The following is a 25,448-nucleotide window of genomic DNA, read 5'->3' as shown; positions in this document are numbered from 1 at the left end:
ATGAGGGGTGAGAAGCTTGCGTAAAGTCGGACTTGTTATGCGTAAAATTCAATTCACGGAAGCACAGGGGCCACGCGTATTTGCGGATCGGCTGAAGCAGATTGGTCTGGAGCTGGGTGTGGATATTGTGTTCATCTCGCCGGAGCGTCATGTCAGCGGATACGACTGGTTGCCGGGGTATGAGCATGAGAAAGGTGACCTGGTGAACTACGATATCGTGCTGGACCAGATTCATAGCCAAAATATAGAGCATGTCATCTACACCGTATCCGGGTTTACGTTTTTGAAGATGTTCTTACCAAAGAGTGTATTGTTCCCGCACAGTTTCCCCGATCCCGCACTAACGGGATATGAGATGATGAAGCCATTTTATACGATGGTGGATAAAGCGATTGTACAGACGGAGTTTTTGAAAACAGAACTGGGCCGCAATTTCGGCGTACATGACGTGAACGTCATCCCGATTGGCTTTAGCGAAGAGCTGGCGAACCGGCACTATGACCCGAGCCAGGTTGTGCATAATCGGGTGCTCTGGATCGGTAGGGATGAAGCGAACCGTCGCCCGGATCTAGTTCTGGAATATGCGCGGCAGAACCCGGACAAGGAAGTGTACATGGTGTTTGGCGGTGTTCGCTATAAGGAAACCATGAAGAAGTACGACATTCCTGCCAACGTGAAGCTGAAGTTTGCGCTTACGCAGGATGAGATATTTACGTTGATGAACTCATCCAAGGTGTATTGGAATTGTTCGGCCTTTGATACGTTTGCGATGCCTCTGACGGAAGCGATGGCGATGGGTAAAATGGTCGTGAAACCGGAGCATGCTTGCTACGGTCACATTCGATCCACGCATGCCTTTGCAGGCAACGAGGATAACTGGTTTGAACTGGTGAACATGGCTGCGGCTGCGCCGCGCAGTGTGTCAGAAGACAACCGTGAGTATGCGTTTGGTGCTTTTTCGCGCACGAAGATGAAAGAAGGGTACCAGAACTTTTTCTCGGATTGGTTGAAGTAACGTAAGGTCTGTAACAAAGGGCTTGATCCATCCAGCAACAGGAGGGGAACCTTATGGAAGTACTGATCTTGTGGACATTGGGAATGTGGGCGGTGCAGCTGCTGATTGAATGGCTTATCTACCGATTACAAGGACGGCGAATGACGTGGGTTCAATATATATTGCCATGTGTGGCCTTGCTCGGCGGTGCCGTTGTAATCATGATCAGCATCGATATTGGCGGGTGGAACGGCATCGGGTATGCCCTGCTTGGCGCATCACTGGGTACCTCGGGAATGTTAACACTCATTACGGTGGCGATCAGGGATGTAATGCTTCGGCGACGAGGCAGGCACTAAGCGGAATAATGAAACTACTGTACAGGTAAGGGTGAATTGGGCGATGGGCTGGTTGCAGGAACGCATCCGTCTGTGATATATTGACATTAATTATGACAAGGGAGGTGAAGACAGGTGAATCACGAGATGCTTAACAACCGTATTAGCCAGCTGCCGATTGCTATGGCTGGCATTGTTCATACTTTTCTGACCAACGGGAGAAGTCTGTCCAATTTTGAATATACGGAAGTTAACATTTGCGAGAAGATGCCTGCCTTGACCTCATTCGGACGATAAGCGATATTGCTTGAATTCTGAAGGGCCGCGGAGCTAACCTCCTGCGGCTCTTTTTGTGTTGCGGTCAGGATCTTCCATACCATAGGAGGAACCTTATTATGATGATAATTAGCGCGCAACAACTGACTCAATACCATGGAGCACATCTGGTGCTGGACGGCATTACGTTTGAAATTATGGAAGGTGACAAGGTCGCCCTGATCGGCCGCAACGGAAGCGGCAAGACCACACTTATGCGCCTGATGGCAAGACTGAACAAGCCGGATGAAGGGCAATTGATGTTCAAAAAAGATACACGAATGGGTTACGTGGCCCAAGTTCCAGAAGGACTGGATGACCATACCGTCCTGGATGTGCTGAGCCTTGGATTCAAGGAGCTTATGATATGTCGCACGCAAATGAAGGAAATGGAGCAAAAGATGTCCGATCCGGCATGTGCAGCAGACCCTAATCAATTGGAGCGCCTGTTGAAACGTTATGCAGCGCTGCAAGACCAGTTCGAGCGTGAGGGTGGATACGAAATGGATGCCCGCATCGATCAGGTGGCGGACGGTCTGGATATCGCCAAGGCGCATTATGAATGGCGCTTTGGTTCGCTGTCCGGTGGGGAACAGACCCGGGTGGTGCTGGCCTCGCAGCTGATCGTAAAACCTGATCTGTTATTGCTGGATGAGCCAACGAACCATCTCGATCTGGAGCGGGTCGAGTGGCTGGAGGGATTTCTACGAGAATACCCCGGCACCATTGTCCTGATCTCGCATGATCGCTATTTTCTGGATCGGGTGGTGAATCGAACACTGGAGCTGGAGGATGGAGAAGCGGAAACGTCTGCTGGCGGTTATACGGAATATATGAAAGTGAAGGAACAACGGCTGTTGCAGCAATTCGAAGAGTTCAAGGAGCAGCAGAAGGTTATCAAGAAAATGAAAGAAACAATTCGCCAACTGGAGGAATGGGGTCGTGTGGGCGGCAATGAAAAGTTCTTCAGACGGGCGGCTTCTATGCGTAAAGCCATCGAGCGGATGGAACAGGTGAAGCGTCCTGTGCTGGAGCGCCGCAATGCCGAATTCGATGTGCGTCCTACGGATCGAACGGGTAAACGGGTAGCGGTATTGGAACAGGTCGAAAAGAGTTATGGCGAGCGTGAAATCCTGCGCGGGGTTTCGGGTCTGCTGGAATATGGGGATAAAATTGCACTCATTGGCCGCAATGGTTCCGGCAAGACGACCCTGTTCAAGCTGTTGCTTGGTGACGAGCAGCCCAATGCGGGCAAGTTGGAGTGGGGGGCTCGTGTGGATGTGGGGTATCTGGCTCAACAGGAGGAACCCACGAATCCGAAGCTGAACGTACTTGAATACTTTCGTCTGGAAGCAGGCGTGGAGGAAGGAGAGGCTCGCGGAATTCTGGCCCGATATCTGTTCTATGGAGCGGATGTATTCCGCTCTGTCGGGCAATTATCTGGCGGGGAATGGACGCGCCTGCGTTTGGCTCTGCTGGTGCAGCGTAAACCCAATGTACTACTGCTCGATGAGCCAACTAACCATCTGGATATCGCATCCAGAGAAGCGCTGGAAGAGTCGCTGGTTGATTTTGAAGGGACCGTACTTGCCATCTCACATGATCGGTACTTCGTCAATCGCCTCGCTTCCCGTGTCTGGGAACTGGAGAGCGGGCAGATGACCGCTTATCTGGGAGACTATGAGGCGTATCGCGAGAAGAAGCTTGATTTGCAAGCTCGTTCGGCGGCGACAACTCAGGCTACAGCAGGAGTGGGAATTTCTTCTCGTGGGAACGCCAAGTCAGAGATGAAGTCAGGTTTAACGTCTGCGCCCGGCGGAACTACCAGATCAGGGAAGAAATCAGAAGCAATCTCGACATTGAACGGTTCCACTGTTGCGGCTATCGATGGAAGTCGTGATTATGAAGCTTCTACTGAATCAGGTAAGGCGTTAACTCCTTCAGCAACAGCTGTATCGAATCATAGAAACGGCAATGGCAACATACAGTCTGCGGAGAAGCTGGAACAAATTCTGGCTCGTCTTGAGGCACAGATTCAGGTGCTGGATCAACAGCTGGAAACGGTGCAGAACAATCCACTTGAACTGGAACAAATCTGGAATGAACGTGAGCAATTGTCCGCTGAATACAATGATCTATTGGCCCAGTGGGCTGAGTTATAAGTCTGAATGGCATGAGCATAAGATTGAACATACGAGGTCGGAGAATCTTCTCCGGCCTTTTTGGGCCGGAGTTACATACCAAACGCGGAATTACTTGTTTTTTCAAGCTTTGTTGATCCGAGATTGGGCGACAACCTGTTCTTATTTTTACATGTCATGGGGAATAGTGTAACTTTTTACCTCCACATGCGTTAAATACGTTTGTATGAATTGAAACGGCTCACCTAAGAGCTCGCAAAAAGGGAGGTTATCGGTATCTATTATTCATTGACGTATCGGAGTTGGTCGGATGATCGACAGGCGGAGACGGGAGTGCTGGAACAGACTTCAGTCACGCGAGATGAACTGTTTATGCGCAAACTGGTGGATGCCACTCTGGTGAAAAACAAACTCTGGGCGCATCTGTCCAATGAATGCCAGGATGGGCGGGAACATGCAGTATATGTAACGGCGTATGAGCAACAGATGCCGGATGAGTACGGTGCAGCCATTGCGGATGCTGCGCTGGCGATGTGCAAAATGTCTTCCATGTACAGTGCAGAGTATATGTTGTGGAATGGACGTTCATTTCAGGAGTTGGAACTCACAGCGTCATCCACCTATACGATGGAGCTTGCCGAGCAACTGCTGGACCATTACATGGTTCGCGATGGCAAGACGTATGAAATCCTGTATTCCGTGCTGGATGCGGATCGCAAGAAAGTGTTGTTTTATATGAAAGAGGTGGATCTGTAATGAGTGACCAAGAGCGGGGGCAAGCATCGAAACCCGGTTCAAAAGCAAAGCTGGTTGCGTTCTCCCTGATGCTGGCGGTACCTGCCGTGTTATCCGGTTGTGGCAGCAACAATGATGAATGTGACCCGGAGTATGATACCGGATGTGAATATGATTCCAGCAGTGGGCACTATTACTACGGTGGGTCGTCGTATCGAAGCAACAAGGACAGTAACAGCTCCTATAGCAAATCAAAGTCCAAATCAAGCGGCTTCGGTAGCTTCTTCCGCAGTTCGGGAGGATAACCGGATGAGGCAAGTGGTTCAACTGCCGTTTAGTCACGAAGAGGTGTTTCAGGGTGAAGCGGGAGAACAGATTCCATACCATCGAATGTACGGGAAGCAGTATTGTGTGCCTGCATTGACGGTCTATTCTCCCTCGGAGGTGCTGGAACTGCGTACCGCAGCGGAGGCGGTAGACGGCATTTATTGTAAAGTGATGCGATTTATCCAGCAATACATGCCGGATTCCTTTTTGGAGCATCAGTTGGGTATCCATCCCGGGCTTATTCCGGCAGCACGTATGGAGATGGTAACTGGAGGCATTACCCGTCAGGACTGGATTATCGGAGAAGCTGGGCCCAAGTGTATTGAAAATAATACGGACACTCCAACGGGCATACCGGAGGCTGCTGCATTGGAAAATATCCTGTTCGATCTTGCTGAGGATGCTACGCTAACTGCGCCATCTGCCGAGATGGATACACGTATTCGGGAGTGTTTCAGGATATGGCTGGAATTCTATGCAGAGCAGGGATTGCAGGGTCCGGTGACGTTCACTTCTTTTGGCGAACATGTCGAAGATCGAACAAATACGGAATACCTGATGAGACGTTGTCAGGAAGCGGGATACGAAGTTTTCTATGCTCCACTGGAGGAACTGGAGATTGTTCCGGGAGAGGCGCTTTACCATAAGGGGCGGGAGATTAACCTGTTGTACCGTCTCTATCCACTGGAGTATCTGATTGATGATCGGGATGAGACGACAGGAGTGGACATTGGTGCTGCACTGCTTGAACTTGTACGTGAAGGACGACTAGGCCTGATGAATCCGGTTCAGCATGTACTGATGCAGAGCAAAGGCTTCATGGCGGCGATCTGGTCGCTCTACGAGCGTAACGAGCAAACCCCGGAATATTGCGGATTTACCCTCTTTGATGGAGCAGAAATGGATGTGATTTCCCGATATCTGCTGCCCACCTATTTTTCGGCTGAGCCTTTCGAGCTGAATGCCATACCGTATGTATCCAAAAGTTATTGGGGACGCGAGGGCAGAGGTACTCTTTTGCTGGATGGAGGAACGAACAATGCCTTTGGAAAGCAGGATATGGAGCATCCTCTTAACGAGGCGCTGGAATCCAATCTTGCAACTGGGGCAACAGACGAGGATGAAGAGATTGCAGCTTATTACGAAAACCAACCCAAAATCTATCAGCAGCTGGTTCCGATGGAACAGGCCGTGATCGAGACGGAAGATGGAGCGTACAGCGGTTATCTGCTTACAGGGGTGTTTGTTATCGGTGGGCGTTTGGCTGGGGTGTTACCCAGGGTTGGGGAGAAAGTAACTGGAGATATGGCCTATTATTGTGCGGCTACAGTTCGTGAACGGATGAATGATGAGGAGGAGAAGGAATGGAGAACTTGGGATTAAACCTCGTGAATGTGGCGGTGGGTGTGGGCATTCTGCTGGTGGTATTGGTATGTGGATATTTCGCTTTTAGCAAATTGACCCGGTATAACGATAGTGAGGAAATCGCCAAAGGTAACGAGGCGGCAGGTATGTACATGGGCAGCAAATTGTTGGGACTGTGTATTATTGTGGGAATGGTATCTTTCTCAACGCACTCGTGGTTGGATATGCTGCTGTGGTCGGCGTTTGGAATTATTGTGCTGTGCCTGGTCTATATTATATTTGATTTCCTGATTCCAAAAATGCGGGTATGTGACGAAATCGCACGAGGCAATATGGCGGTAGCCCAGCTACTGCGTTCGATTATCATCGGCGTTTCCATCGTCATTGGTACATTTTTGATGTAAAATAAGACATAGTGTTTATAGAGTTTACTATCAAACGGTAGAAGGAGCGCGGCATCATGAGAAGAGTCATCATCGATACAGATACAGCAGGAGACGATACGATTGCGATCCTGACGGCATTGCACCACTTTCAGGTGGAAGGCATCACCATTACGGGCGGTAACGTACAATTCGACCAGGAGGTTGAAAATGCCCTGTACACGGTACAGGTTGCTGGACATGGCGGCAAGGTGCCTGTGTATAAAGGATGCGAGCGTCCGCTAATGGCCTACGGTAAAGCTCAGCACCGCACAGTGGAAGATGTGCATGGCGATGACGGCATGGGCGGCGCGCATTTCCCGAAGGCGGATCAGCGCCCCGAGAGCGGGCACGCGGTTGATTTTATTATTGAGAAGGTGCATGCACATCCGGGCGAAATTGAACTTCTGGCGATTGCCCCGCTGACCAATATTGCAATGGCGATCCAGAAAGACCCAACGATTATTCCGGAGATTGCTCACCTGTACATTATGGGCGGAACGAATAATGCACTGGGCAATATCACACCAGCGGCGGAGTATAACTTCTACGTGGACCCGGAAGCGGCGAAAATTGTACTGCATGCAGGCATTCCAATCACGATGGTTGGCTGGGAAATGTGTACGCAATATTCAGTCATGGACGATGACGATCATGCAGAGATTGCAGCTCTCGGAACATCGGGTGCCGATTTCTTCACCGCAATCAACAAAGTGGTTATGAAGTTCAACAAGTCGGTACATAAGCTGAATGGCACTACTCATCCCGATACGTTGTTGATGGCTGTTGCGGCAGATGAATCCATCATGACCAAGTCGGGTCAATATTATGTGGATGTAGAAGCAGCAGGAGAACTGACACGCGGATACAGTGTGGTGGATATCAACGGACGTTTTGGCAAAGAGCCGAATGTACGTGTATGTGAGGCCATTGATCGACCAAAATTCAAATCCATGCTGCTGGATGTTCTCTCAGCGATTCAGTAATCGGGCCAACGCTAACCGCAAAGCAGTGGAGCAATTTGGTGAAGCGACTCGGTAAATGTAATAACATACATCCCATGTTTAAAAGGATTTTACTTATCCAATCCGTACCTTCATCCAGGTACGGATTTTATTTTGCCTATTTTTATATAAACTACTTCATCTGTCGTAGTAACTATGCTATACTTCAACTACTACGACAGATGAAGTAATGAGGAGGAGTATCTTTTGTGATCAGCAGTGACGTTATACGTGGCTACAATGATACGCTGATCCTCTACATGCTGCTCGAAGGGGAGTCGTACGGCTACGAGATTTCCAAGAACATCAGGCAGCTGACAGAGGAAAAGTACGTCATGAAGGAGACGACGTTATACTCGGCCTTCACCCGATTGGAGAAGAACGGTTATATTGAATCGTTTTACCTGGATGAGAATAGTTTGGGAAAGCGTCGTACCTATTACCGGATTACGCCGTCCGGCCTCGACTATTACAGAGAAAAGTGTGAGGAATGGAAGGTTACGCAGGAGGTTGTTAATCTATTTATCAGGGAGTTGTGACGAAACATGGAGACAATTATGGTGTATCTGGAGAACATGTTTGCTGGTCTGCCGAAGACCCCCGAGGTGGAGCATCTGAAGCAGGAGCTTCTTTCGGGGATGGAAGATAAGTACCTGGAGTTGAAGCGGGAAGGCAAGTCGGAGAATGAAGCCATCGGCATTGTGATCTCGGAATTTGGTAATATCGAGGAGTTAACTGCAGAACTCGGTATTCAGCCAGTCAGTGCGGAAGAGGCAGTACCTGTGCTGACGGAAGAAGAAGCCTACGCATATACCACTGCCAAAAGAAATGCCGGATTTTGGATCGGGCTGGGTGTTTTATTGTGCGCGTTGGGTGTGGCGTTTCTGATTTTCATGGATACTTTATTTGAGAACTATGCCACTTCAGCTGCAAACCGTTCGGTGGAAACGGGGGCTGTACTGGGCCTGATCGGCATGTTCGTGTTCATTGCCATTGCGGTGGGCATGTTCATTCACAGTGGCATGAAGCTTGAACGCTTCAGTTATATGGAGAAGGGTTTCCAGCTTCCTTATACACTTAAAATGAGTATTCAGCATAGTCGGGAGAGCTTCGCTCTGACTTATCGAATAGCCATCATTACGGGTGTCTGCCTGTGCATTCTGTCTCCTGTGTTTATTTTCGCAGCCTCCTCTATCAATGATAACTACGCCTCTTATGGTGTATCTGCCTTTATGGTCATGGCTGGGGTAGGAGCATTCTTGTTTGTATATTACGGGAACATTCAGGGGGCTTACACGAACTTGCTGGAGAAGCACCAGTTGACGGTAGAGAAGAAGCAAGAGGTAAAGGTTGTGAGAGCCGTGGAAGCGATTGTATGGCCGCTGGCGACAGCCATCTTCTTGTTCACAGGCTTTGTATATCAACGGTGGGATATCAATTGGGCCATATTCCCGATTACAGGCATTCTCTCCGGCAGCTTTAGCAATGTGTACCATATTATGAAAAGTAAAAATCCGTCCTGAGCATGCTGCTTTAGCTAGTAAAGCCCACTTGATCTATATTGATCAGGTGGGCTTTTTTTGCTCCACTTAATCTAGTTTTGCTGCAACAAAAACGAGCGAATGCCGGTCGTGACCAGATCATGGTCTTCTTCATCGGGCAAACCTGATACTGTAATGGTGCCGACCTGTCCCTCATTTTCCAGAATCAGCGGGAAAGCGCCACCAGCCAGGACATAGTCCGATGAAGGCAGATTGAAGTCTTGCTCAAGCGTTTGGTTTTCGCTTCTTAACCTCAGAGCTGTATGCCAAGAGCTGGAGCCGAAGTGATTCACAACGTTGTTTTTACGGCGAATCCAGTTTTCATTGTCGGGGTGAGTGCCTTCCATGGCGTGCAAAAAGAGACGATGTCCCTTCAGGGTAATATCGATGGTTACGGCTTGGGAACGACGCTTCGCTTCTTCAACCAGATGCAGGCCAAGGCTAAGTGCTGTTTGAGAATCAAATGTGCCAAATATCAAGTCCATTTCTTCCTGCTGCACTTCCTTTAATTTTTCGATCATGGTCAGGTTCAAATTACAGGCAGCCCCTTTACATATATGATTGAAGTCTACATTCGACGTGGAACTGCATGGTACCTCCCCAATGCGGACTGGATGTGTTAGTGGATGTTATAGACGTGGTTGAAGACGGTCCATTTGGAGACCATACATCGGCTGTGTTAAAGTGAAAGGAACCTAATATACTCAAAACTCTTAAAGTTAAAATAAGTTATCGCTAAGTAGGCAGGAGGAGAAGCACGATGTTATTTTATTTTGTAGCACTGCTGGTGACTTTGGTGGATCAGGGAACCAAGATTGCAGTGAGGATGTATATGGAAGTTGGCGACGTCATGAGACTGGGTAACTCGGGCATGCAGTTACAGCATTATGAGAATAGTGGCATGGCGGGCAGCATGTTTCAGGGAAATGCGCGCCTGTTCGGTGTGATTGCTGTTCTGTTCATAGCGGGCATGCTGTATTACCGGAGTAAGGGTGAGATTCGCGGTTTCTGGATGCAAGCTGGCGCGGGTTTTATGGTCGGTGGGGCTTTAGGAAATGCAATCGATCGATTTATCTATGCGCGGGTAACGGATTTCCTCGTATTTCCGTCAGGACGCGGAATTTTGAATCTCGCTGATGTCGCAATTAACATCGGTGTGGTCATGATCATCATCGGCATGTTGATTCGTGCATATCAGAGTTATCGAGCCAAGCGTTTACGCAATGCTTTGCCGAAGGTTGAGCGTTCGTAATAGGTTGGATAAAAGCGTTACAGTGGCTGAATATAAGCTTATTGAATGAGGGACATTGGATATCATCCAGTGTCCTTTTTGTTATGCCCGATTCAGGTCATGGGAAGAAATGTCTTGATTCATTTTTATCGAAACCGTTTTAGGAATAATAAAGGCTTATATCATTCATTCAGATTGAAGTTAGTTTGGAAGGATTAACCAAATGGTTATTTCACCATTTGAATGGGTAAATCTTTACGTATAAAGCTGAGGGAGGTACAACATGAGAACAACGCTTACCAAGGCTCTCGGGACAATGTTGCTGTGTGGAATGATGGCTGTACTTTTATCTTCCTGTACCAGTGGAGATAACGCGAATGGCAAAGTGCAGATTGAGTTTTTCCAGAACAAGCCTGAAGCCAAAACAACCTTTGATGAATTGATCAAGACATTTAACGCGGAGCATGACGATATCCAAGTGACACAGGTGAATCCGCCCGATGCAGAGACAGTACTGAAGACGCGTGTCGTCAAAAATGATATACCGGATATTATGGCCATGGGTGCAACCGACACCTATTCCATTCTGGCCCAGAGTGATATTTTCACCGATCTGACGGATAGTTCATTACTCCAGACGATTGATCCAAACTACATACAAATGCTGAATGATCTCACAGGCATGGACGAAGTAACAGGTATTCCTTACGCGACTAATGCAAACGGCATCATGTACAACAAAACGCTGTTTAAGGAAATGGGATTGGACGTGCCCAAGACGTGGGATGAACTTATTGCGACCGCCCAAAAGATTAAAGATGCAGGTGAGATTCCATTTTACTTCACATACAAGGATGACTGGCAGACAAGTCTGCCGTTCAATGCACTGGCCTCCAATCTGGTCGGTATTGATTTCTACCAAGAGCGGCGCGATAACAAAGTGACGTTCAAGGAGAAGTACCGCGAGGTAGCTGAGAAGCAGCTGGAACTCATGAAATACGGTCACAGCGATAACTTTGGTAAAGCTTATTCGGACGGTAACCGTGCCTTTGCTAACGGTGAAGCTTTCATGTACATCCAGGGAACCTGGGCCATCTCGGAGATTCGCAAAGCGAACCCAAATGTTGACATCGGTTTCTTCCCGTTCCCAACGGGCAACGATGCAAGCGAGATCAAGCTGGTGAATGGGATCGACTCCCTGTTTACCATTGCGGCGGACACGCCTAACCGAGAGCAGGCAGAGACATTTATTGCGTTCCTGTTAAAGCCTGAAAATATCGGAAGATATATTGACGAACAGACGCTGTTCTCTGCGGTCGAAGATGTGAAGCAGGATGATCCTGCCGTACAGGAATTGATGCCATATATCGAGCAGGGCAAGGTTGTTGACTTTCCCGATCACTATATTCCGGCTGCGGTGCAGCTGAATTCCATCGTACAGTCCTTTTTGCAGAACCAAAACATCGACAACTATCTAGATACACTCGACAAAGAATGGGACAAGGTTGCCAATCGGCGTTAAGCCTTGTCTGAAGGAGGATGGAGTATGAACAAACGTATCGCACCTTATTACTGGATGACGGTTCCGGCGGTTGTATTGTTCTTTGTATTTATGACATTGCCGGCTCTCCAGGGCATCTATTATTCATTTACGAATTATAACGGATTCGGGAAAGAGTATGATTTTGTTGGTTTCAAAAACTATTTCAACTTATTCCAAGATGACAATGTAGGGAACGCCTACTGGTTTACGTTCAAATTTGCGATCGTGGTGACAATCCTGACCAATATCCTGAGCCTGCTCATTGCACTCGGGCTGAATGCCAAGATCAAGTTCCGTAACTTTTTCCGCGGCATCTACTTCCTGCCCAATATTCTGAGTGTACTGATCGTAGGTTACATATTTAACTACCTGTTCTCCAACGTATTCCCGATCTGGGGACAAAATCTGGGCATCAACGCGCTATCCACCAACATTCTTGGCAGCGAGAGTCTGGCTTGGATTGGTATCGTCATTGTTGCAGTATGGCAATCCGTGGCCCTGAATACGATTCTGTATTTGGCTGGTCTGCAAACGATACCAACGACACTATACGAGGCATCCAACCTCGACGGTGCAGGCAAATGGCGTGAATTCTGGAGTATTACATTCCCGCTGATTGCACCTTTCTTCACCATTAATATGGTGCTTGCGATGAAAAACTCACTTATGGTCTTCGACCAAATCGTAGCCTTGACCAACGGTGGTCCCGGACGGGCGACGCAGTCCATCTCCCATCTAATCTACACCGGAGGATTTGAAGGCGGCGAATATGCATATCAATCTGCGAACTCGGTTATTTACTTCATCGTTATTGCGGTGATTTCAATTCTGCAAATCCGGTTCCTGCAAAGAAGGGAGATGGATCTGTAATGAGAGGCCGTACACGAATCAATTGGCTTGTTATGCTGCTCGTTGTGCTGGGTACCCTGTTTATCCTGTTCCCCCTGTATATGACCGTTACGATTGCTTTGAAAAATCCGGAGCAGATGGCCCAATCGGTCTTTGCCATCCCGACAACGCTTCACTGGGAGAATTTCTCGAGGGCCATCGACATGACAAACTTTTTCCAATCGTTCCGTAACAGTGCGATTGTTACTGCATCAACCGTTCTTTTGACGTTGCTCAGTAACTCGATGGTGGCCTATGCGATTGCGCGGAATATGGAGAAACGCAAGTTTTTCAAAGGGCTCTATTATTACTTCGTCAGCGCGATGTTCATTCCGTTCCCAATCATCATGCTGCCAATTGTTAAGCTGACCGCATCCCTGGAGATGACAAATCTGGTAGGTCTGATCCTGCTGCACACGGTCTATGGTCTGGCATTTAACGTATTTGTATACGTTGGATACATCCGGTCCATTCCGGTAGCACTGGAGGAAGCGGCATTTGTGGATGGGGCGACAACCTGGGGCACGTTCTGGAAAATCATTTTCCCGCTCATGGCACCCATCAGTGCCACGGTTGGTATTCTGACCTGTCTGTCCACGTACAACGACTTCTTGCTGCCACTCATTATTATCAGTGATCCGGGACAGTACACGTTGCCGCTGGTACAGTATGTATTCCAAGGACAGTTTAATACCGAGTTTAACCTTGCATTTGCATCATACCTGCTCGCGTTACTGCCGATGATTATCATCTACCTGTTTGCACAGAAGTGGATCATCAACGGGGTTACACAAGGGTCTGTGAAATAACTGAAATTATGTAGGGAAGAAAAAGATAGATGTAAAAGGAATGGACATATGTAAAGGGAAGATGAGTAAAGAGAGGTGGACTGTAAAAGTCCCCTCTCTTTGTTTTTGATCCTTGTCATTTAACGTTTGGGAACTATTGAGAGGATTGATTAACCTGTAAAACTATGCTATTTTTTAGTCGTTAGTTTAATCGGTAAACAAAGATAGTGAGAAGAAGATTGAGGTTCAATTTTGCAAGCGCTTTAACTATATAAATTGAACTAAACATTTGCACGAGAACGGAGAGGGCAGAAATAACCTGAAAAAGCGGAGCGTTCGCCTTTATCCCCGGATTTTCCCCTTTAAAAAGGGAATCAAAAAATCTGGGGATAACAGCGATTGGAAGGTTATTCTGTCATCGTAGTGGCAAGTGTAAATATTCTTTCGTTCATTTTATATAGGGGAACTGAATACGTAGATAAATCCGGCATCGTTTGTACCCAGTCTTCAAGAGCACGGGCGTAAGGTGGTGGGTTCTTTTACATGCCAAAAAGAGAGGAGATTGGGGAAGTTGCACGGGAAAAAAGGACATTTTAACTCACTTCGCAATCAGATCTTCATTGGTTTTGTTATGGTGATGCTTGTTGTTCTGCTGCTCGCAGGCATATCGGCCTATGATCGGGTAGCTGCTCTGCTGAAAAGCAATGCAGAGAAACATATTCACCAAACCGCCGTTCAAGCCAGTGGCAGATTGGATGCACTCATTGCACAAGTGAATTCACTGACCGCCCAGGTGGCGGATGATTCATACGTGCAGCGTCTGCTTAGCGATGAGAAGCAAGGCAACCCTGCTACCTTTAATCAGCGCCAGGCTCTCTTGCAGATTGCAGGCAGTTATCAGTCTTTCATCAATGGTGCGCAGAGTATGGAGATATACACTACGGGTTATAACCGCATCTTTCCGATGGATGACCGATCCCTCGATCTCAGAGTAGAGCGCAACTGGATCAACCTGGCGGATGAAGGAAAAGGCAGACTGGTATGGGCAGGTGCTGACCCTGAAGATCCTGGTGTGCTCCTGGCTATTCGGCGGATTAACCTGCTGGATCATTCTTTTGAACATGGGGGATATGTGGTAGTGCGGATGCAGCGCAGCTTTTTTCAACTCAATGATTCGAACGGGGCAGATGGTTCGCAGGACTCGATCATGCTCTTGGATGGTGCAGGAGAAGTGGTGACTTCCGATCTGGAGATTAATCTCGATCCCAAAGCCATATTGGACAGCGGATCAGTCGTGCAGAACGGGGAGGAATCCTATATCGTCGTCCGGCAAAAATCGGAGTTAACGGGTTGGACACTTGCTGTCCTGACCCCGTTGCGGGAGACAACGGAAGGTGTATCCATCCTGAGAACGGCGTTGCTCGTCTCGGGAATGATTGGTGTTGTTCTGTTCCTCATCATGTCCTTCTTTCTGTCCACGATGATTACACGTCCGCTCATACGGCTGATGCGGGCTATGCGCAGTGCACAGCCAGGAGCAATGAGACCTAATCTAATGGTCAGCTCTACGATGGAGATCAATGAACTCAACGAAGTGTATAACCAGATGGTTTACAGGCAGAACGAATTGACCCGTGTGGTTCATGAGAAGGAAATCATGCAGTCCCGGGCCGAGCTGAAGGCGTTGCAGTCTCAGATTAATCCTCATTTTCTATTTAACACCCTGGAGGCGTTCTATTGGTCCCTTGAAGAAAAGGGAGACGAGGAGATGGCACGTATGGTCGTGGCAATGTCCCGATTATTTCGCTACATTATCTCCAGTTCGCAGCAGGATGAATGGGTTACGATTGCCGACGAGCTGGAACACGCCGAGCGTTATCTTCGTATTATGCAGATGCGGTTGGGAGACAGAATGCAATGGGAGATTCAGCTGGACGATGCGGTTCGTAAGGTCCCCATTCCGAAACTGCTTATACAGCCCTTGGTCGAAAATGCGATTCTCCACGGCATTGAAAGTAAACTGGGACCGGGAAAGATAAGCATCCATGTGGATGCTTTGACCGAGGAGAATCTGGTTCGCATTGAGGTTCGGGATGATGGTCCCGGTATGGATGAATTACGGCTTCAATCTGTCATTCATGCCTTACATGGTGGCCCCGCTGTATCTAACAAGGGGACAGGCGTAGGTCTAATCAACGTACATCGGCGACTGAAGCTTTACTTTGGCAGCCAACTTGGCGAACGTTGCAGGCTTTCCATAACAAGTAAGGTTGGGGAAGGAACTGTCATTTGCTTTGAGATTCCCATGGGAACGGAGGGTGCATATGATTCATGACAAAACGATTCTTATCGTGGATGATGAGCCGCGTACAAGAGAGGGTATTCGCAAGACACTGGAAGGATGGTCGGCAGGACGAAATCACATTCAGACTGCAGAAAGTGGCGTCGAGGCCGTGGAATGGCTCAAGAAAAAGCCGGCAGATCTGTTAATAACGGATGTTCGCATGCCAGAATTCTCTGGCTTGTCTCTGATTGAGGCCATTCAACATTTTTCCAACAAGCCTGTTGTCCTGATTATGTCAGGACATGCCGATTTTCAGTACGCCCAGCAGGCCATTAAGCTGGGTGTCGTGGAGTATATGTTGAAACCAATTGATAAAGAACAATTGCTGCAGACCGTCGAAAAAGCCTTGAAGTTCAGCGAACAACAGCGGCGTATTCAAACGATGCAGGAAATGGTTGACCCCAAGCTGCTGGATGTTAAGGAGCGCGGGGAACAGAGGCTCAATAGCCAGATCAGTGAAGCTTTGGCCTATGTGGATACTCATCTGGGTGAACATGTGACCATGCGTGAAATCGCTGAGTTACTCCATCTCAACTCCAGTTACTTCAGTGTATTGTTCAAGGAACAGATCGGCATCAATTTTAGTGAATACCTTACCCGCAAACGCATTCAGCGCGCGAAGGAGTTGCTTGTGCAGACAACGATGCCCATCTCGGAGATTGCCGAACAGGTGGGTTATCAGACGGATAAATATTTTATCACGGTATTTAAAAGTCTTGAGGGACTTAGTCCAAGCAAATATCGGCATTCCCTATCTGAACGAGATAACAAATAACCTCAAAAAAGTGGAGTTTTTCCAAATTATTCTGGTCTTATAGGGGTGATGGGCCCGTGCTACAATTTGGTTAAAGCGGTTACATTAACCGAAAAAACCAAGGGGGTTGGGATAATGAGCAAAAAGACGATGGCCATTCTTCTGTCATGGACGCTGGTTCTCTCCGTAATTTTATCCGGATGTAACAGTTCAAGTTCGGATCAAGAGGGTGAAACAGGCAGCAACGGCACAGATGGGAAAGTAACCCTCAAATTCATGCACCTCTGGCCAGCAGGCAGTTCCGCACAGCAAAACAAACTGGTCAACGATATCATCAAGCAGTATCAGACGGATCATCCCAATGTGACCATTAAGCAGGAAGTGCTGGAGAATGAACAATACAAGAACAAATTGAAAATCCTGTCGGCATCCAATGAACTTCCCGATGTTGGTGTAACTTGGGCTGCTGGATTTCTGGAGCCTTATGTGAAGGGGAATCTGTTTGCACCGGTCGATGATCTGCTGAGCGGCTCGCTGGGCGAGAAATTCATAGCCGGAACAACAGAAGCCTATGCCATAGACGGCAAAACGTATGCGTTACCAATCGAGTTGAATATCTCCCCCATTTATTATAACAAAGCCATTTTTGCGAAATATAACTTGCAGCCGCCAGCAACGTACGATGAATTCCTGAGTGTGCTGAAGACACTGACAGATAACGGTGAGGTTCCGATCGCACTGGGTAATAAAGACCGCTGGACCGGCTCACTCTGGTATATGTATCTGGCGAATCGGTTAGGTGGAGATGCACTGGAAAAGGCGATCAATGGCTCCGGCAAGTTTGACGATCCTGCGCTGACTCAAGCTGCTGCCGAGGTTCAAAAGTTGGTGGATATGAATGCCTTCAACAAAGGCTTCAACGGGTTGTCCAACGATGAGGGCAAATCCGAATTCATGAACGAAAAAGCTGCCATGTACCTGATGGGCACCTGGGAGCTGCCAAACTTCACGACTAACCCGGACATCCCGCAGGAATTCAAGGACAAGATCGGATTTTTCAAATTCCCAACGATGGAAGATGGCAAGAGTGATATTAACAGCTGGGTAGGTGGTCCAGGTGTAGGGTTGTTTGTGGCCCAGAACTCCAAAGTGAAGGAAGAAGCGGCGAAGTTCGTGCAATACTTTGTGGAAAAATGGGGTGAGAGTTCGGTGACTGAAGCAGGCGTCATCCCGGCAACCAAAGTGGATACGGCTGCAGTACAGCTGCCAAAGCTCTATATTGACCTGCTGAACGAATTGAATCAGGCCAGCAGTCTCACACTCTTTGCAGATGTACAGATGAAACCGGCAGCCGCTCAGGCACATCTGGACATGATTCAGGCGTTGTTTGGCAAAGCGGTAACACCGGAGGACTTTGTGAAGAATCATCAGGCTGCGATTGATAAAGGCAATTGACGTACACACGTTTGAACGCTTGAAGGGAGGATAATGTGATGGACAAAGTCATGTCCAACCGTCTCGTTGCTGCGTTGTACGTGCTTCCTGCACTGCTTCTGCTGCTGGTCTTGGTTTACATCCCGATTGTGCTCACCGGGTATTATGGGTTGATGCAATGGGACGGGATAGGTGCAATGACCTTTATTGGATTGGATAATTACGCCAGACTGCTTCAAGACGGAACATTCTGGCAGAGTGCGGGTCATACTTTTTTGCTTGCTTTGTTCTCCGCGCTGAGTCTGATCGGGTATCTGATAATCGCTTTGGTGCTGTCAGGCAAGATCAAGGGTGCCAATCTGTTCCGCAAAATATATTTGATCCCGATGCTGCTGTCTTCGGTCGCGATCGCCCAGTTATGGCTGAAGATCTATCATCCCAGCAATGGTGTGCTGAACACCTTTCTGGAAGCGATCGGCTTCAGCAATCCGCCAGCCTGGCTGGCGGAGCCATCTCTGGTGCTCTATGCACTGTTCGTACCGATTCTGTGGCAGTATGCAGGCTTCTATATTTTGATCTATTATGCGGCCCTCAAAAATATTCCGGAATCTCTGGTGGAAGCAGCCCGGATTGATGGGGCAAGCCCTTGGCAGATCGCTTTTCGAATCAAGCTGCCGCTTATTACTGAGGTGATCAAGGTGACCGTTGTACTGGCTGTGGTAGGTTCACTCAAGTATTTTGATCTCATCTACGTGATGACCGATGGCGGACCGAATGGCTCCAGCGAAGTGATGGCCTCCTATATGTATCGTCAGGCGTTTCGTAGCTTCGACTTTGGTTACGGCAGTGCTGTAGGCTTCTTCTTGCTCTTGATCTGTCTGCTGGTTACCTGGCTGCTTCGAAAAGCGACGGCATCCAAAGATACGATCCAGTATTCCTGACGCTAGTTCGTGTCTGAAAACTCGCTGAAGTGCATCTTTTACCGCCTTTTCGCCCCCTGCTGCGTCACTTTCCCTTGACGTGCCCCGGCACGCCTGCGGAAAATTTCCTTGCTTGGAACGAAAATTCGGCAAAATCTGCCACCTTCAGAGTTTCCAGACACGCCCTAGTGAAATGAAAGGAGGTCCATCCCGGTGAAGACGGATACGGCCGTTAGATTACCAACTTATCCGGGGACAGGCCGAGGTTCGGCATGGTTAAGGAGATTCGGATATGTTCTGCTGTATTTCCTATTGTCCCTGGTAGCTTTGCTGCAAATTTTGCCCTTGGTATGGTTGCTGTTGTTTTCGCTTAAAAATAATCAGGAAGTATTCGACATGGCGCCTTTTTCCCTTCCTGCTACTCCGCGTTGGGAAAACTATGTCAAGGTATGGACAGAGGGAAATATCAGCTTATACTTCTTCAACAGTGTATGGATTACGGTGGTTTCGGTTGTGTTCACCGTGCTGTTTGCCAGTCTGGTGACCTTTGCCATTACACGTATGCGCTGGAAGGGTCGCTCGTTGATATTGGGGTTATTCATGGTGGGTCTAATGATCCCTGTGCACTCCACATTGATCCCACTGTTCAGCTTGTTCCTGAAACTTAATCTCACCGATCATCCTTTGTCAGTCATCTTGTCTTACATTGCCTTTAATATGCCAATTACCATTATGATTCTACTGGGATTCTACTACGCGCTTCCCCGTGAAGTGGAAGAAGCCGCAGTGATGGATGGCTGCTCCGTGCATCGGATTTTCTTTCGGATTGTGCTGCCGATGACGTCTTCGGTCATTTCCACAACGGCGATCATCAACATGATCTATAACTGGAATGAATTTATCTTTGTTAATACGTTCATCAGTACAGATTCGTACAAGACCTTAACTGTTGGGGTACAGAACTTTATCGGTCAATATACAACAGATTGGGGAGCGATTGGTGCGACGCTGATGATTAGTATTTTGCCGATCCTGATTGCATTTCTCATCCTGAGTAATCGAATCGTGGAGGGAATTGCTGCGGGTTCTGTTAAAGGTTAAAAAGGCTGAGGATCTAGGTCCTTCCATTACTTGCTTAAAAGCGAGTCGGGAGGGGCCTTTTTTGTCTTCTAAAACCTCGGGCAGGCGTACGGAAACAGGGCTTGATGAAAACGCTGAAAATACCTATTTATGGAATTACAAAAAACTTTCAACTATTTTCGCAAAACTACTGCATTTTCAAACTACCTGTGCTAACATACCCTAAGAATTAAAGCCCACATGGGAAAGGTGAGAAAATGACAGCAATATCCTCAACCAAAGAGTCCCTTCGTTCTGATGCCAAGGATCTGAATCTGATTCGACTGACATGGCCTATTTTCCTGGAACTCTTCTTATTTATGTTGATGGGGAGCGTGGATACGCTCATGCTCAGCTCGGTATCCGATAATGCGGTCTCCGGCGTTGGAGCAGCCAATCAGATTATTTCTATCGCTATCCTTGTATTGGAAGTCATTGGACATGGTGCTGCGATTGTAGTCGCACAATATATCGGATCGAAAAAGCTAAGTGAAGCAGCACAAGTTACGGGTAATGCGATCACACTGAATCTTATCGTAGGTCTGGTCCTGAGCGGAATCTTCCTTCTGTTCGGAGGACATTTGTTATCACTCCTGAATATTCAAGGCGAAATTTATGATTTTGCCCGTTCGTATATAAATATCGTTGGTGGCGGTATCTTCCTTCAGGCGCTCATTAATGCGCTGGCAGCGACGATTCGTACACATGGTTACACCAAAGAAACGATGTATGTTGCTGTATTCATGAACGTGATTCACGTTGTTGGTAACTATGCATTGATCTTTGGACACTTCGGCCTGCCGAAGCTTGGGGTGGAAGGGGCAGCAATCTCCACGGTGGGAAGTCGGTTTATCTGCCTGCTGATCTTCTTCTGGTTGTTGTATCGTGTGAGCGAGGTACGGGTGGATTTCGAATACTACATTAAGTTGTCCAAGAAATTCATTGGCAAAATTCTGCGGATTGGCATTCCGTCTGCGATGGAATCGATGGTATATCATTCCTGCCAGCTCGTGTTCACGCTGTATGTGACCTATCTGGGTGCAGAAGCTATGGCAACCAAGCAGTATGCGGGTAACATCTCCAGCTATATCTACTTGTTCAGCATGGCGATTGGTATGGGGACATCGATCATTGTAGGTCGGCTTGTGGGTGCGCGGCGCAAAGACGATGCGTACAAACGTGTTTTTGACAGTGTAAAATGGGCACTTCTGGCCACGGTTATCATTGATGTAATCATCATTTTTTTCCGTGTGCCGCTGATGAGCATATTTACGGATAATCCGGAAATTATCAAGCTGGGGGCTCAAGTGATTCTACTCAGTCTTTTGCTCGAAACCGGGCGTACCTGCAATATTGTGATCATTGGTTCCCTGCGTGCGGCAGGGGATGCGAAGTTCCCGGTATACATGGGTCTGATCTCCATGGTCTGCATGAGTCTGCCACTGGGATACCTGCTCATATTCCAGCTTCATCTGGGGCTCGCTGGTGTGTGGCTTGCCATTGCGGCTGATGAGTGGACGCGTGCGGTCATTATGTACTTCCGCTGGAAGAGTAGAGCTTGGGAGAAACATGAATTGGTGGAGCATGATGATGAAGAGGTTGGTGCACAGCCGGTGCCAGCTGTCTGACGAAGAATGTTGTGCAAATAGATAAAGCAAATAGATAAATGAATCTGTTGTAGATCAATGAAGTGGCTCAACAGTAGCCACAGGGCAGCAGTTTCCCAGAAGAGTCAATTACGGAAAGGATTCCATCCGTGATTGGCTCTTTTTTGCGTTCGGGATAGAGGCCAAACGAAGTGAAGATAGCAAAAATGATCAAAACGACGATGACATCCTTCACGTATAGTAAGGATATGGAAGGGGGCTTTACCTCAGTTGAGCCGTTATCGTGCAATGATTCAGCAAAGTTTGTTCTATATTGAGACTCATCTGCATGAGCAGATTGGACTGGAAGAAGTGGCATCCGAAGCGTTGTTGTCGCCATATCACTACCATCGAATTTTCCGTAATGAGGTGGGCATGACGGTAGTGGATTATATCCGAAACCGTCGGATGAGTCTGGCGTCCACGACCCTGCGGTCGACGGATGCGGGCATTTTGGACATCGCGCTGGCATGTGGCTTTGAGAGTCAGGAAGCGTTCACCCGTGCATTTCGTAAATTATATGGCATGCCACCAGGACGTTTTCGCAAATTGTTCGATCTGAAATTATTCGAAGGAAGAACCAGAGGAGGGGAATTACAGATGAATCAGACGTCAACGATTACAGGTTGGATGTTAACCGGAAGTCATCCGCAAAATTATGAGATGGGCATTGATCCTGCCGAAGTGCATCAGGGAAAAGCTTCAGGATATTTGAAGGCAGTTACGCCGATGGAGCCCAACGAATTTGCAACTATGATGCAACAGTTCAGAGCAGACAAGTATGTGGGCAAGCGGATGAAGTTATCGGGATTCGTGAAGACCGAGCATGTGGATGCGTTCTGCGGATTATGGATGCGTGTGGATAATAACGTTCATGATGTACTCCAATTTGATAACATGCATGATCGGCCAATTACGGGTACGCAGCCATGGAATCAGTATAGTATTGTGCTTGATGTACCGGAGGGCAGCGCGGTCATTTCATTCGGGGTTATTTTGAACGGTAAAGGAAAAGTGTGGGTCGACAGCTTCCGCTTCGAAGAAGTGGATCTGAACACACCGCTGACACATATGGAGACAGAGTACGAGATGTCGGACGAGCCGCTCAATCTGTCATTTGAGGAGTAAATGCAGAAGGGGCCTTAAACGGCTGACTTAAACATTAACATGATTTGGAAATCTATAGATCAAGGGCTGATCCAATTATGGGTTGGCTCTTTTTGTTGCCTTTGGGGTATAAAGAAAGTAGAGCCAAGTCCAAGCTGAGAGGATGAAAGTCTCTCATACAAATTGCAAACTCATCCATAGCTAATTCCCACGGACCTTGCTAACATAGACCCATAAACTAACTCATGACATAGATAAAGAGGATGAATCCCATGAATAAAAAAGTGCTCGTGGTAGATGACGAATCAAGCATCGTCAGTGCCATTGCTTACGCGCTGCGGCGCGAAGGATATGAAGTAGAGACTGCGAGTGACGGCGAAGAGGCCTTGGTTAAGGTCGCATCGTTTCACCCGCAAGTCATGATTCTGGACGTCATGATGCCAAGACTTGATGGGTACGGTGTATGCCGGAGGCTGGAAGACCGGGAGGATATCGGCATTATTTTGCTAACTGTCAAAAATGATATCGTGGATAAAATCGTTGGCCTGGAAATGGGCGCCGATGATTATATGACCAAGCCATTCGAGATCCGTGAACTGCTCGCAAGGGTGAAAGCGCTCATGCGCCGTGTCGAGAAAAGCAGTCCACCACCTGACGATTCGAAGAATCAGGCCATCGTGAATGGCACACTGCGTATTCATGTTGCTCACCGCACCGTGACCGTGAATGAGGAGAAGCTGGATCTGACCCCAAAAGAGTTCGATCTGCTAACCATTCTCATGTCTAATCCTGAGCGTGTGTATACACGAGATGATCTTTTGGATCGGGTCTGGGGTATGGAATATGCGGGTGGGACACGGACCGTGGACATTCACATCCAGCGTTTGCGTAAGAAAATTGGAGATACAGATCAGCAAAAATTGCAGACCGTATACGGGATTGGTTACAAAGCATCTGCTCCTGAAACAGGCGGGGCCATATGAGAGTCAGCATCAAGCTGAAGTTCAGTGTTTTTCTGGCAGCCTTGCTTATCCTGACCGTGGTTGTACTTAGTTCACTGGTCCTGCGCGGTATTGAACGCAATCAGCAGTCACAGATTGAAGGTATTTTATCGCAGCAGACACGGTTGGTGAATCTGAATGTGAGACAGTCCTACTACACCGAGTCCGTTCATCTGGATCAGGACGTTTTTTTACAGCGAAATGGCCGCAGGCTGGCACAGGAACTGGCCAACTCTACCGGATTGCCAATAGCACTCTATAACATGACAGGCCAGCAGGTGGGAGCATCCTTCGCCTCCAGCGAGAGTGAACTTGTTCAGGAAACGCTAGACTATGCGCTGCAAAATAAAATAGCCTATCATGAGCAGGGTGAGACCCTGCTCTATGCCGCACCGCTGGATGGTCCGGATGGACAGATGGGCGCCGTATGGATACAATATCCTGTCCAGAGCTACCATGAATTTTATACTCGCATCCTTCAATTGTTCATCTGGGCCGGAATTACCGTTGTGGCGCTGAGCTTCATATTAGGTTATCTGTTCTACAATCGGTTTGCTGTCGCGATTACCCGGCTGAAGAGGTCCGCAGACTCCATTCGCGAAGGGAACTACATTACGGAGTCTCCTGTAAGGCGCAAGGATGAACTGGGGGAGCTGGGGCAGGGCATTTATTATATGAGTACATCCATTCAGCAAAACATCACAGCCATGCATGCGGAGCAGGAGAAGCTGCAACTGGCGATTAAGAAGCTTCAGGCGCTGGAACAGCAACAGAAACAATATATCGGTAACATCAGCCATGAGTTCAAGACACCGCTAACGTCGATCAAAGCTTATGTGGAGCTACTCGACATGTATAAGGATGATCCGCAACTGCTTGATGATGCCACAAGTAACATTGGCAAAGAAACGGAGCGGCTGTACGAGATGGTGGAGAAAGTATTACATTTATCTGCCCTGGAGAAGTATGACTTCGAGAACCAGGCCGAAGATGTAGAGGTCAGTGCTCTGCTGGAGGATGCCTGTGGCCGGATGCGTGGGAAAGCGGAGAAGTTTGCGCTGAACATGGAACTGGATCTTGAACCGGCGGTGATCCGCAGTGATCGGGAGAGTCTTATGCATATTTTCATCAACATGCTGGATAATGCGATCAAATATAACGTTCCGGATGGTGTGATCCGGGTGAAGAGTGAACTACGGATGCAGGGGCGTCAAGCGGTCATTCGCATCTACAACTCGGGTACACCGATTCCGGCAGAGGCACGGGAGAAGATTTTTGAACCCTTTTACACCGTGAACAAAGACAGGGCCAGAAAAACTGGCGGAACAGGACTGGGACTATCTCTCGTGAAGCAGTTTGTTGAAAAACAGGGCGGTACAATCACCCTGCTGTCGGGTGATCCAGAAGATGGGGAAGGTGTGGCATTCCAACTCGTATTTCCTTTGGCTGATGCAAGTTTACAAGTTCGAAACAAGTCTGAATAACTTTGGA

Annotated in this window: 25 protein-coding genes; 24 read left to right on the top strand and 1 reads right to left on the bottom strand. The window is 48.1% G+C overall.

Going from position 1 to position 25,448, the window contains the following annotated elements; all coding sequences use genetic code 11:
• Window positions 1-16 precede the first annotated feature (16 nt).
• From MKY87_RS14285 to MKY87_RS14235, 11 genes are all read left to right on the top strand, one after another.
• Window positions 17-1,015, top strand: a complete 999-nt coding sequence (locus MKY87_RS14285) for a glycosyltransferase (RefSeq protein WP_340965081.1) — start codon at window positions 17-19, stop codon at window positions 1,013-1,015.
• A 53-nt stretch (window positions 1,016-1,068) separates the two neighbouring features.
• On the top strand, window positions 1,069-1,353 hold the full coding sequence (locus MKY87_RS14280) for a hypothetical protein (RefSeq protein ID WP_340965078.1): 285 nt from the start codon (window positions 1,069-1,071) through the stop codon (window positions 1,351-1,353).
• A gap of 114 nt (window positions 1,354-1,467) precedes the next feature.
• Window positions 1,468-1,629, top strand: a complete 162-nt coding sequence (locus MKY87_RS14275; RefSeq protein WP_017691697.1) for a hypothetical protein — start codon at window positions 1,468-1,470, stop codon at window positions 1,627-1,629.
• Window positions 1,630-1,727: 98 nt separating this feature from the next.
• Complete coding sequence (gene abc-f, locus MKY87_RS14270; RefSeq protein ID WP_340965075.1) at window positions 1,728-3,809, top strand: ribosomal protection-like ABC-F family protein; 2,082 nt, start codon at window positions 1,728-1,730, stop codon at window positions 3,807-3,809.
• Between the two features lie 267 nt (window positions 3,810-4,076).
• The gene (locus MKY87_RS14265; RefSeq protein ID WP_340965072.1) at window positions 4,077-4,544 is read left to right on the top strand and encodes a hypothetical protein; all 468 of its coding nucleotides are present in this window, start codon (window positions 4,077-4,079) and stop codon (window positions 4,542-4,544) included.
• Window positions 4,544-4,828 carry a hypothetical protein gene (locus MKY87_RS14260; RefSeq protein ID WP_036671603.1) on the top strand — a complete coding sequence of 95 codons (285 nt, stop codon included), beginning with the start codon at window positions 4,544-4,546 and terminating at the stop codon, window positions 4,826-4,828. The genes MKY87_RS14265 and MKY87_RS14260 overlap by 1 nt, the downstream gene beginning before the upstream one ends.
• A 4-nt stretch (window positions 4,829-4,832) precedes the next feature.
• On the top strand, window positions 4,833-6,233 hold the full coding sequence (locus tag MKY87_RS14255; protein WP_340965069.1) for a glutathionylspermidine synthase family protein: 1,401 nt from the start codon (window positions 4,833-4,835) through the stop codon (window positions 6,231-6,233).
• Entirely contained in the window at window positions 6,215-6,619 is a 405-nt protein-coding gene (locus tag MKY87_RS14250; RefSeq protein WP_017691702.1) for a DUF350 domain-containing protein, read from the top strand. Before MKY87_RS14255 ends, MKY87_RS14250 begins: the two co-directional genes overlap by 19 nt.
• Before the next feature lie 56 nt (window positions 6,620-6,675).
• Window positions 6,676-7,623: a nucleoside hydrolase gene (locus tag MKY87_RS14245; RefSeq protein ID WP_289390622.1), complete on the top strand. Its 948-nt coding sequence runs from the start codon at window positions 6,676-6,678 to the stop codon at window positions 7,621-7,623.
• Window positions 7,624-7,850: 227 nt separating this feature from the next.
• Entirely contained in the window at window positions 7,851-8,180 is a 330-nt protein-coding gene (locus tag MKY87_RS14240) for a PadR family transcriptional regulator (protein ID WP_133386233.1), read from the top strand.
• A 6-nt stretch (window positions 8,181-8,186) separates the two neighbouring features.
• Window positions 8,187-9,164: a permease prefix domain 1-containing protein gene (locus tag MKY87_RS14235; protein ID WP_340965066.1), complete on the top strand. Its 978-nt coding sequence runs from the start codon at window positions 8,187-8,189 to the stop codon at window positions 9,162-9,164.
• Between the two features lie 71 nt (window positions 9,165-9,235).
• Here the strand turns inward: MKY87_RS14235 and MKY87_RS14230 are convergent, their stop codons facing one another.
• The gene (locus MKY87_RS14230; RefSeq protein WP_340965063.1) at window positions 9,236-9,703 is read right to left on the bottom strand and encodes a heme-degrading domain-containing protein; all 468 of its coding nucleotides are present in this window, start codon (window positions 9,701-9,703) and stop codon (window positions 9,236-9,238) included.
• Window positions 9,704-9,942: 239 nt separating this feature from the next.
• On the opposite strand from MKY87_RS14230, the gene lspA reads away from it, so the two are divergent.
• The 13 genes from lspA (at window position 9,943) to MKY87_RS14165 (ending at window position 25,441) form a co-directional block, all read left to right on the top strand.
• Window positions 9,943-10,434, top strand: a complete 492-nt coding sequence (gene lspA, locus MKY87_RS14225) for a signal peptidase II (protein ID WP_307541401.1) — start codon at window positions 9,943-9,945, stop codon at window positions 10,432-10,434.
• A 310-nt stretch (window positions 10,435-10,744) separates the two neighbouring features.
• Window positions 10,745-11,935, top strand: a complete 1,191-nt coding sequence (locus tag MKY87_RS14220) for an ABC transporter substrate-binding protein (RefSeq protein ID WP_445669458.1) — start codon at window positions 10,745-10,747, stop codon at window positions 11,933-11,935.
• 24 nt (window positions 11,936-11,959) lie between these two features.
• Window positions 11,960-12,826, top strand: coding sequence for a carbohydrate ABC transporter permease (locus MKY87_RS14215; RefSeq protein ID WP_036606633.1), 867 nt, complete (start codon window positions 11,960-11,962; stop codon window positions 12,824-12,826).
• The gene (locus MKY87_RS14210; protein WP_249913754.1) at window positions 12,826-13,653 is read left to right on the top strand and encodes a carbohydrate ABC transporter permease; all 828 of its coding nucleotides are present in this window, start codon (window positions 12,826-12,828) and stop codon (window positions 13,651-13,653) included. Before MKY87_RS14215 ends, MKY87_RS14210 begins: the two co-directional genes overlap by 1 nt.
• 550 nt (window positions 13,654-14,203) lie before the next feature.
• On the top strand, window positions 14,204-15,967 hold the full coding sequence (locus MKY87_RS14205; RefSeq protein WP_340965055.1) for a cache domain-containing sensor histidine kinase: 1,764 nt from the start codon (window positions 14,204-14,206) through the stop codon (window positions 15,965-15,967).
• Complete coding sequence (locus MKY87_RS14200) at window positions 15,957-16,751, top strand: response regulator transcription factor (protein WP_339788041.1); 795 nt, start codon at window positions 15,957-15,959, stop codon at window positions 16,749-16,751. Before MKY87_RS14205 ends, MKY87_RS14200 begins: the two co-directional genes overlap by 11 nt.
• A 114-nt stretch (window positions 16,752-16,865) precedes the next feature.
• A complete protein-coding gene (locus MKY87_RS14195) occupies window positions 16,866-18,185 on the top strand; it encodes an extracellular solute-binding protein (protein ID WP_340965053.1) in 1,320 nt (439 codons plus the stop codon).
• A 38-nt stretch (window positions 18,186-18,223) separates the two neighbouring features.
• A complete protein-coding gene (locus tag MKY87_RS14190) occupies window positions 18,224-19,105 on the top strand; it encodes a carbohydrate ABC transporter permease (protein WP_340965050.1) in 882 nt (293 codons plus the stop codon).
• 192 nt (window positions 19,106-19,297) lie between these two features.
• Window positions 19,298-20,185: a carbohydrate ABC transporter permease gene (locus MKY87_RS14185; RefSeq protein ID WP_340965048.1), complete on the top strand. Its 888-nt coding sequence runs from the start codon at window positions 19,298-19,300 to the stop codon at window positions 20,183-20,185.
• A 236-nt stretch (window positions 20,186-20,421) separates the two neighbouring features.
• A complete protein-coding gene (locus MKY87_RS14180) occupies window positions 20,422-21,831 on the top strand; it encodes an MATE family efflux transporter (RefSeq protein WP_340965044.1) in 1,410 nt (469 codons plus the stop codon).
• Window positions 21,832-22,080: 249 nt separating this feature from the next.
• Window positions 22,081-22,977: a helix-turn-helix transcriptional regulator gene (locus MKY87_RS14175; protein ID WP_084650287.1), complete on the top strand. Its 897-nt coding sequence runs from the start codon at window positions 22,081-22,083 to the stop codon at window positions 22,975-22,977.
• Between the two features lie 251 nt (window positions 22,978-23,228).
• On the top strand, window positions 23,229-23,939 hold the full coding sequence (locus tag MKY87_RS14170; protein ID WP_338589125.1) for a response regulator transcription factor: 711 nt from the start codon (window positions 23,229-23,231) through the stop codon (window positions 23,937-23,939).
• Window positions 23,936-25,441: a sensor histidine kinase gene (locus tag MKY87_RS14165; RefSeq protein ID WP_338589123.1), complete on the top strand. Its 1,506-nt coding sequence runs from the start codon at window positions 23,936-23,938 to the stop codon at window positions 25,439-25,441. The genes MKY87_RS14170 and MKY87_RS14165 overlap by 4 nt, the downstream gene beginning before the upstream one ends.
• Window positions 25,442-25,448 lie beyond the last annotated feature (7 nt).

This window comes from Paenibacillus sp. FSL R7-0198, from assembly GCF_038000415.1.
Classification (GTDB): domain Bacteria; phylum Bacillota; class Bacilli; order Paenibacillales; family Paenibacillaceae; genus Paenibacillus.
This window is presented reverse-complemented; position numbering and strand designations above follow the sequence as displayed.

What these genes read in the sequence shown, in the direction of transcription:
- MKY87_RS14280 (WP_340965078.1), top strand. Translation starts at nt 1,069, where the DNA reads ATGGAAGTACTGATCTTGTGGACATTGGGAATGTGGGCGGTGCAGCTG.
- abc-f (WP_340965075.1), top strand. Translation starts at nt 1,728, where the DNA reads ATGATGATAATTAGCGCGCAACAACTGACTCAATACCATGGAGCACAT.
- MKY87_RS14260 (WP_036671603.1), top strand. Translation starts at nt 4,544, where the DNA reads ATGAGTGACCAAGAGCGGGGGCAAGCATCGAAACCCGGTTCAAAAGCA.
- MKY87_RS14255 (WP_340965069.1), top strand. Translation starts at nt 4,833, where the DNA reads ATGAGGCAAGTGGTTCAACTGCCGTTTAGTCACGAAGAGGTGTTTCAG.
- MKY87_RS14250 (WP_017691702.1), top strand. Translation starts at nt 6,215, where the DNA reads ATGGAGAACTTGGGATTAAACCTCGTGAATGTGGCGGTGGGTGTGGGC.
- MKY87_RS14245 (WP_289390622.1), top strand. Translation starts at nt 6,676, where the DNA reads ATGAGAAGAGTCATCATCGATACAGATACAGCAGGAGACGATACGATT.
- MKY87_RS14235 (WP_340965066.1), top strand. Translation starts at nt 8,187, where the DNA reads ATGGAGACAATTATGGTGTATCTGGAGAACATGTTTGCTGGTCTGCCG.
- MKY87_RS14230 (WP_340965063.1), bottom strand. Translation starts at nt 9,703, where the DNA reads ATGATCGAAAAATTAAAGGAAGTGCAGCAGGAAGAAATGGACTTGATA.
- lspA (WP_307541401.1), top strand. Translation starts at nt 9,943, where the DNA reads ATGTTATTTTATTTTGTAGCACTGCTGGTGACTTTGGTGGATCAGGGA.
- MKY87_RS14220 (WP_445669458.1), top strand. Translation starts at nt 10,745, where the DNA reads ATGATGGCTGTACTTTTATCTTCCTGTACCAGTGGAGATAACGCGAAT.
- MKY87_RS14215 (WP_036606633.1), top strand. Translation starts at nt 11,960, where the DNA reads ATGAACAAACGTATCGCACCTTATTACTGGATGACGGTTCCGGCGGTT.
- MKY87_RS14210 (WP_249913754.1), top strand. Translation starts at nt 12,826, where the DNA reads ATGAGAGGCCGTACACGAATCAATTGGCTTGTTATGCTGCTCGTTGTG.
- MKY87_RS14200 (WP_339788041.1), top strand. Translation starts at nt 15,957, where the DNA reads ATGATTCATGACAAAACGATTCTTATCGTGGATGATGAGCCGCGTACA.
- MKY87_RS14195 (WP_340965053.1), top strand. Translation starts at nt 16,866, where the DNA reads ATGAGCAAAAAGACGATGGCCATTCTTCTGTCATGGACGCTGGTTCTC.
- MKY87_RS14190 (WP_340965050.1), top strand. Translation starts at nt 18,224, where the DNA reads ATGGACAAAGTCATGTCCAACCGTCTCGTTGCTGCGTTGTACGTGCTT.
- MKY87_RS14180 (WP_340965044.1), top strand. Translation starts at nt 20,422, where the DNA reads ATGACAGCAATATCCTCAACCAAAGAGTCCCTTCGTTCTGATGCCAAG.
- MKY87_RS14170 (WP_338589125.1), top strand. Translation starts at nt 23,229, where the DNA reads ATGAATAAAAAAGTGCTCGTGGTAGATGACGAATCAAGCATCGTCAGT.
- MKY87_RS14165 (WP_338589123.1), top strand. Translation starts at nt 23,936, where the DNA reads ATGAGAGTCAGCATCAAGCTGAAGTTCAGTGTTTTTCTGGCAGCCTTG.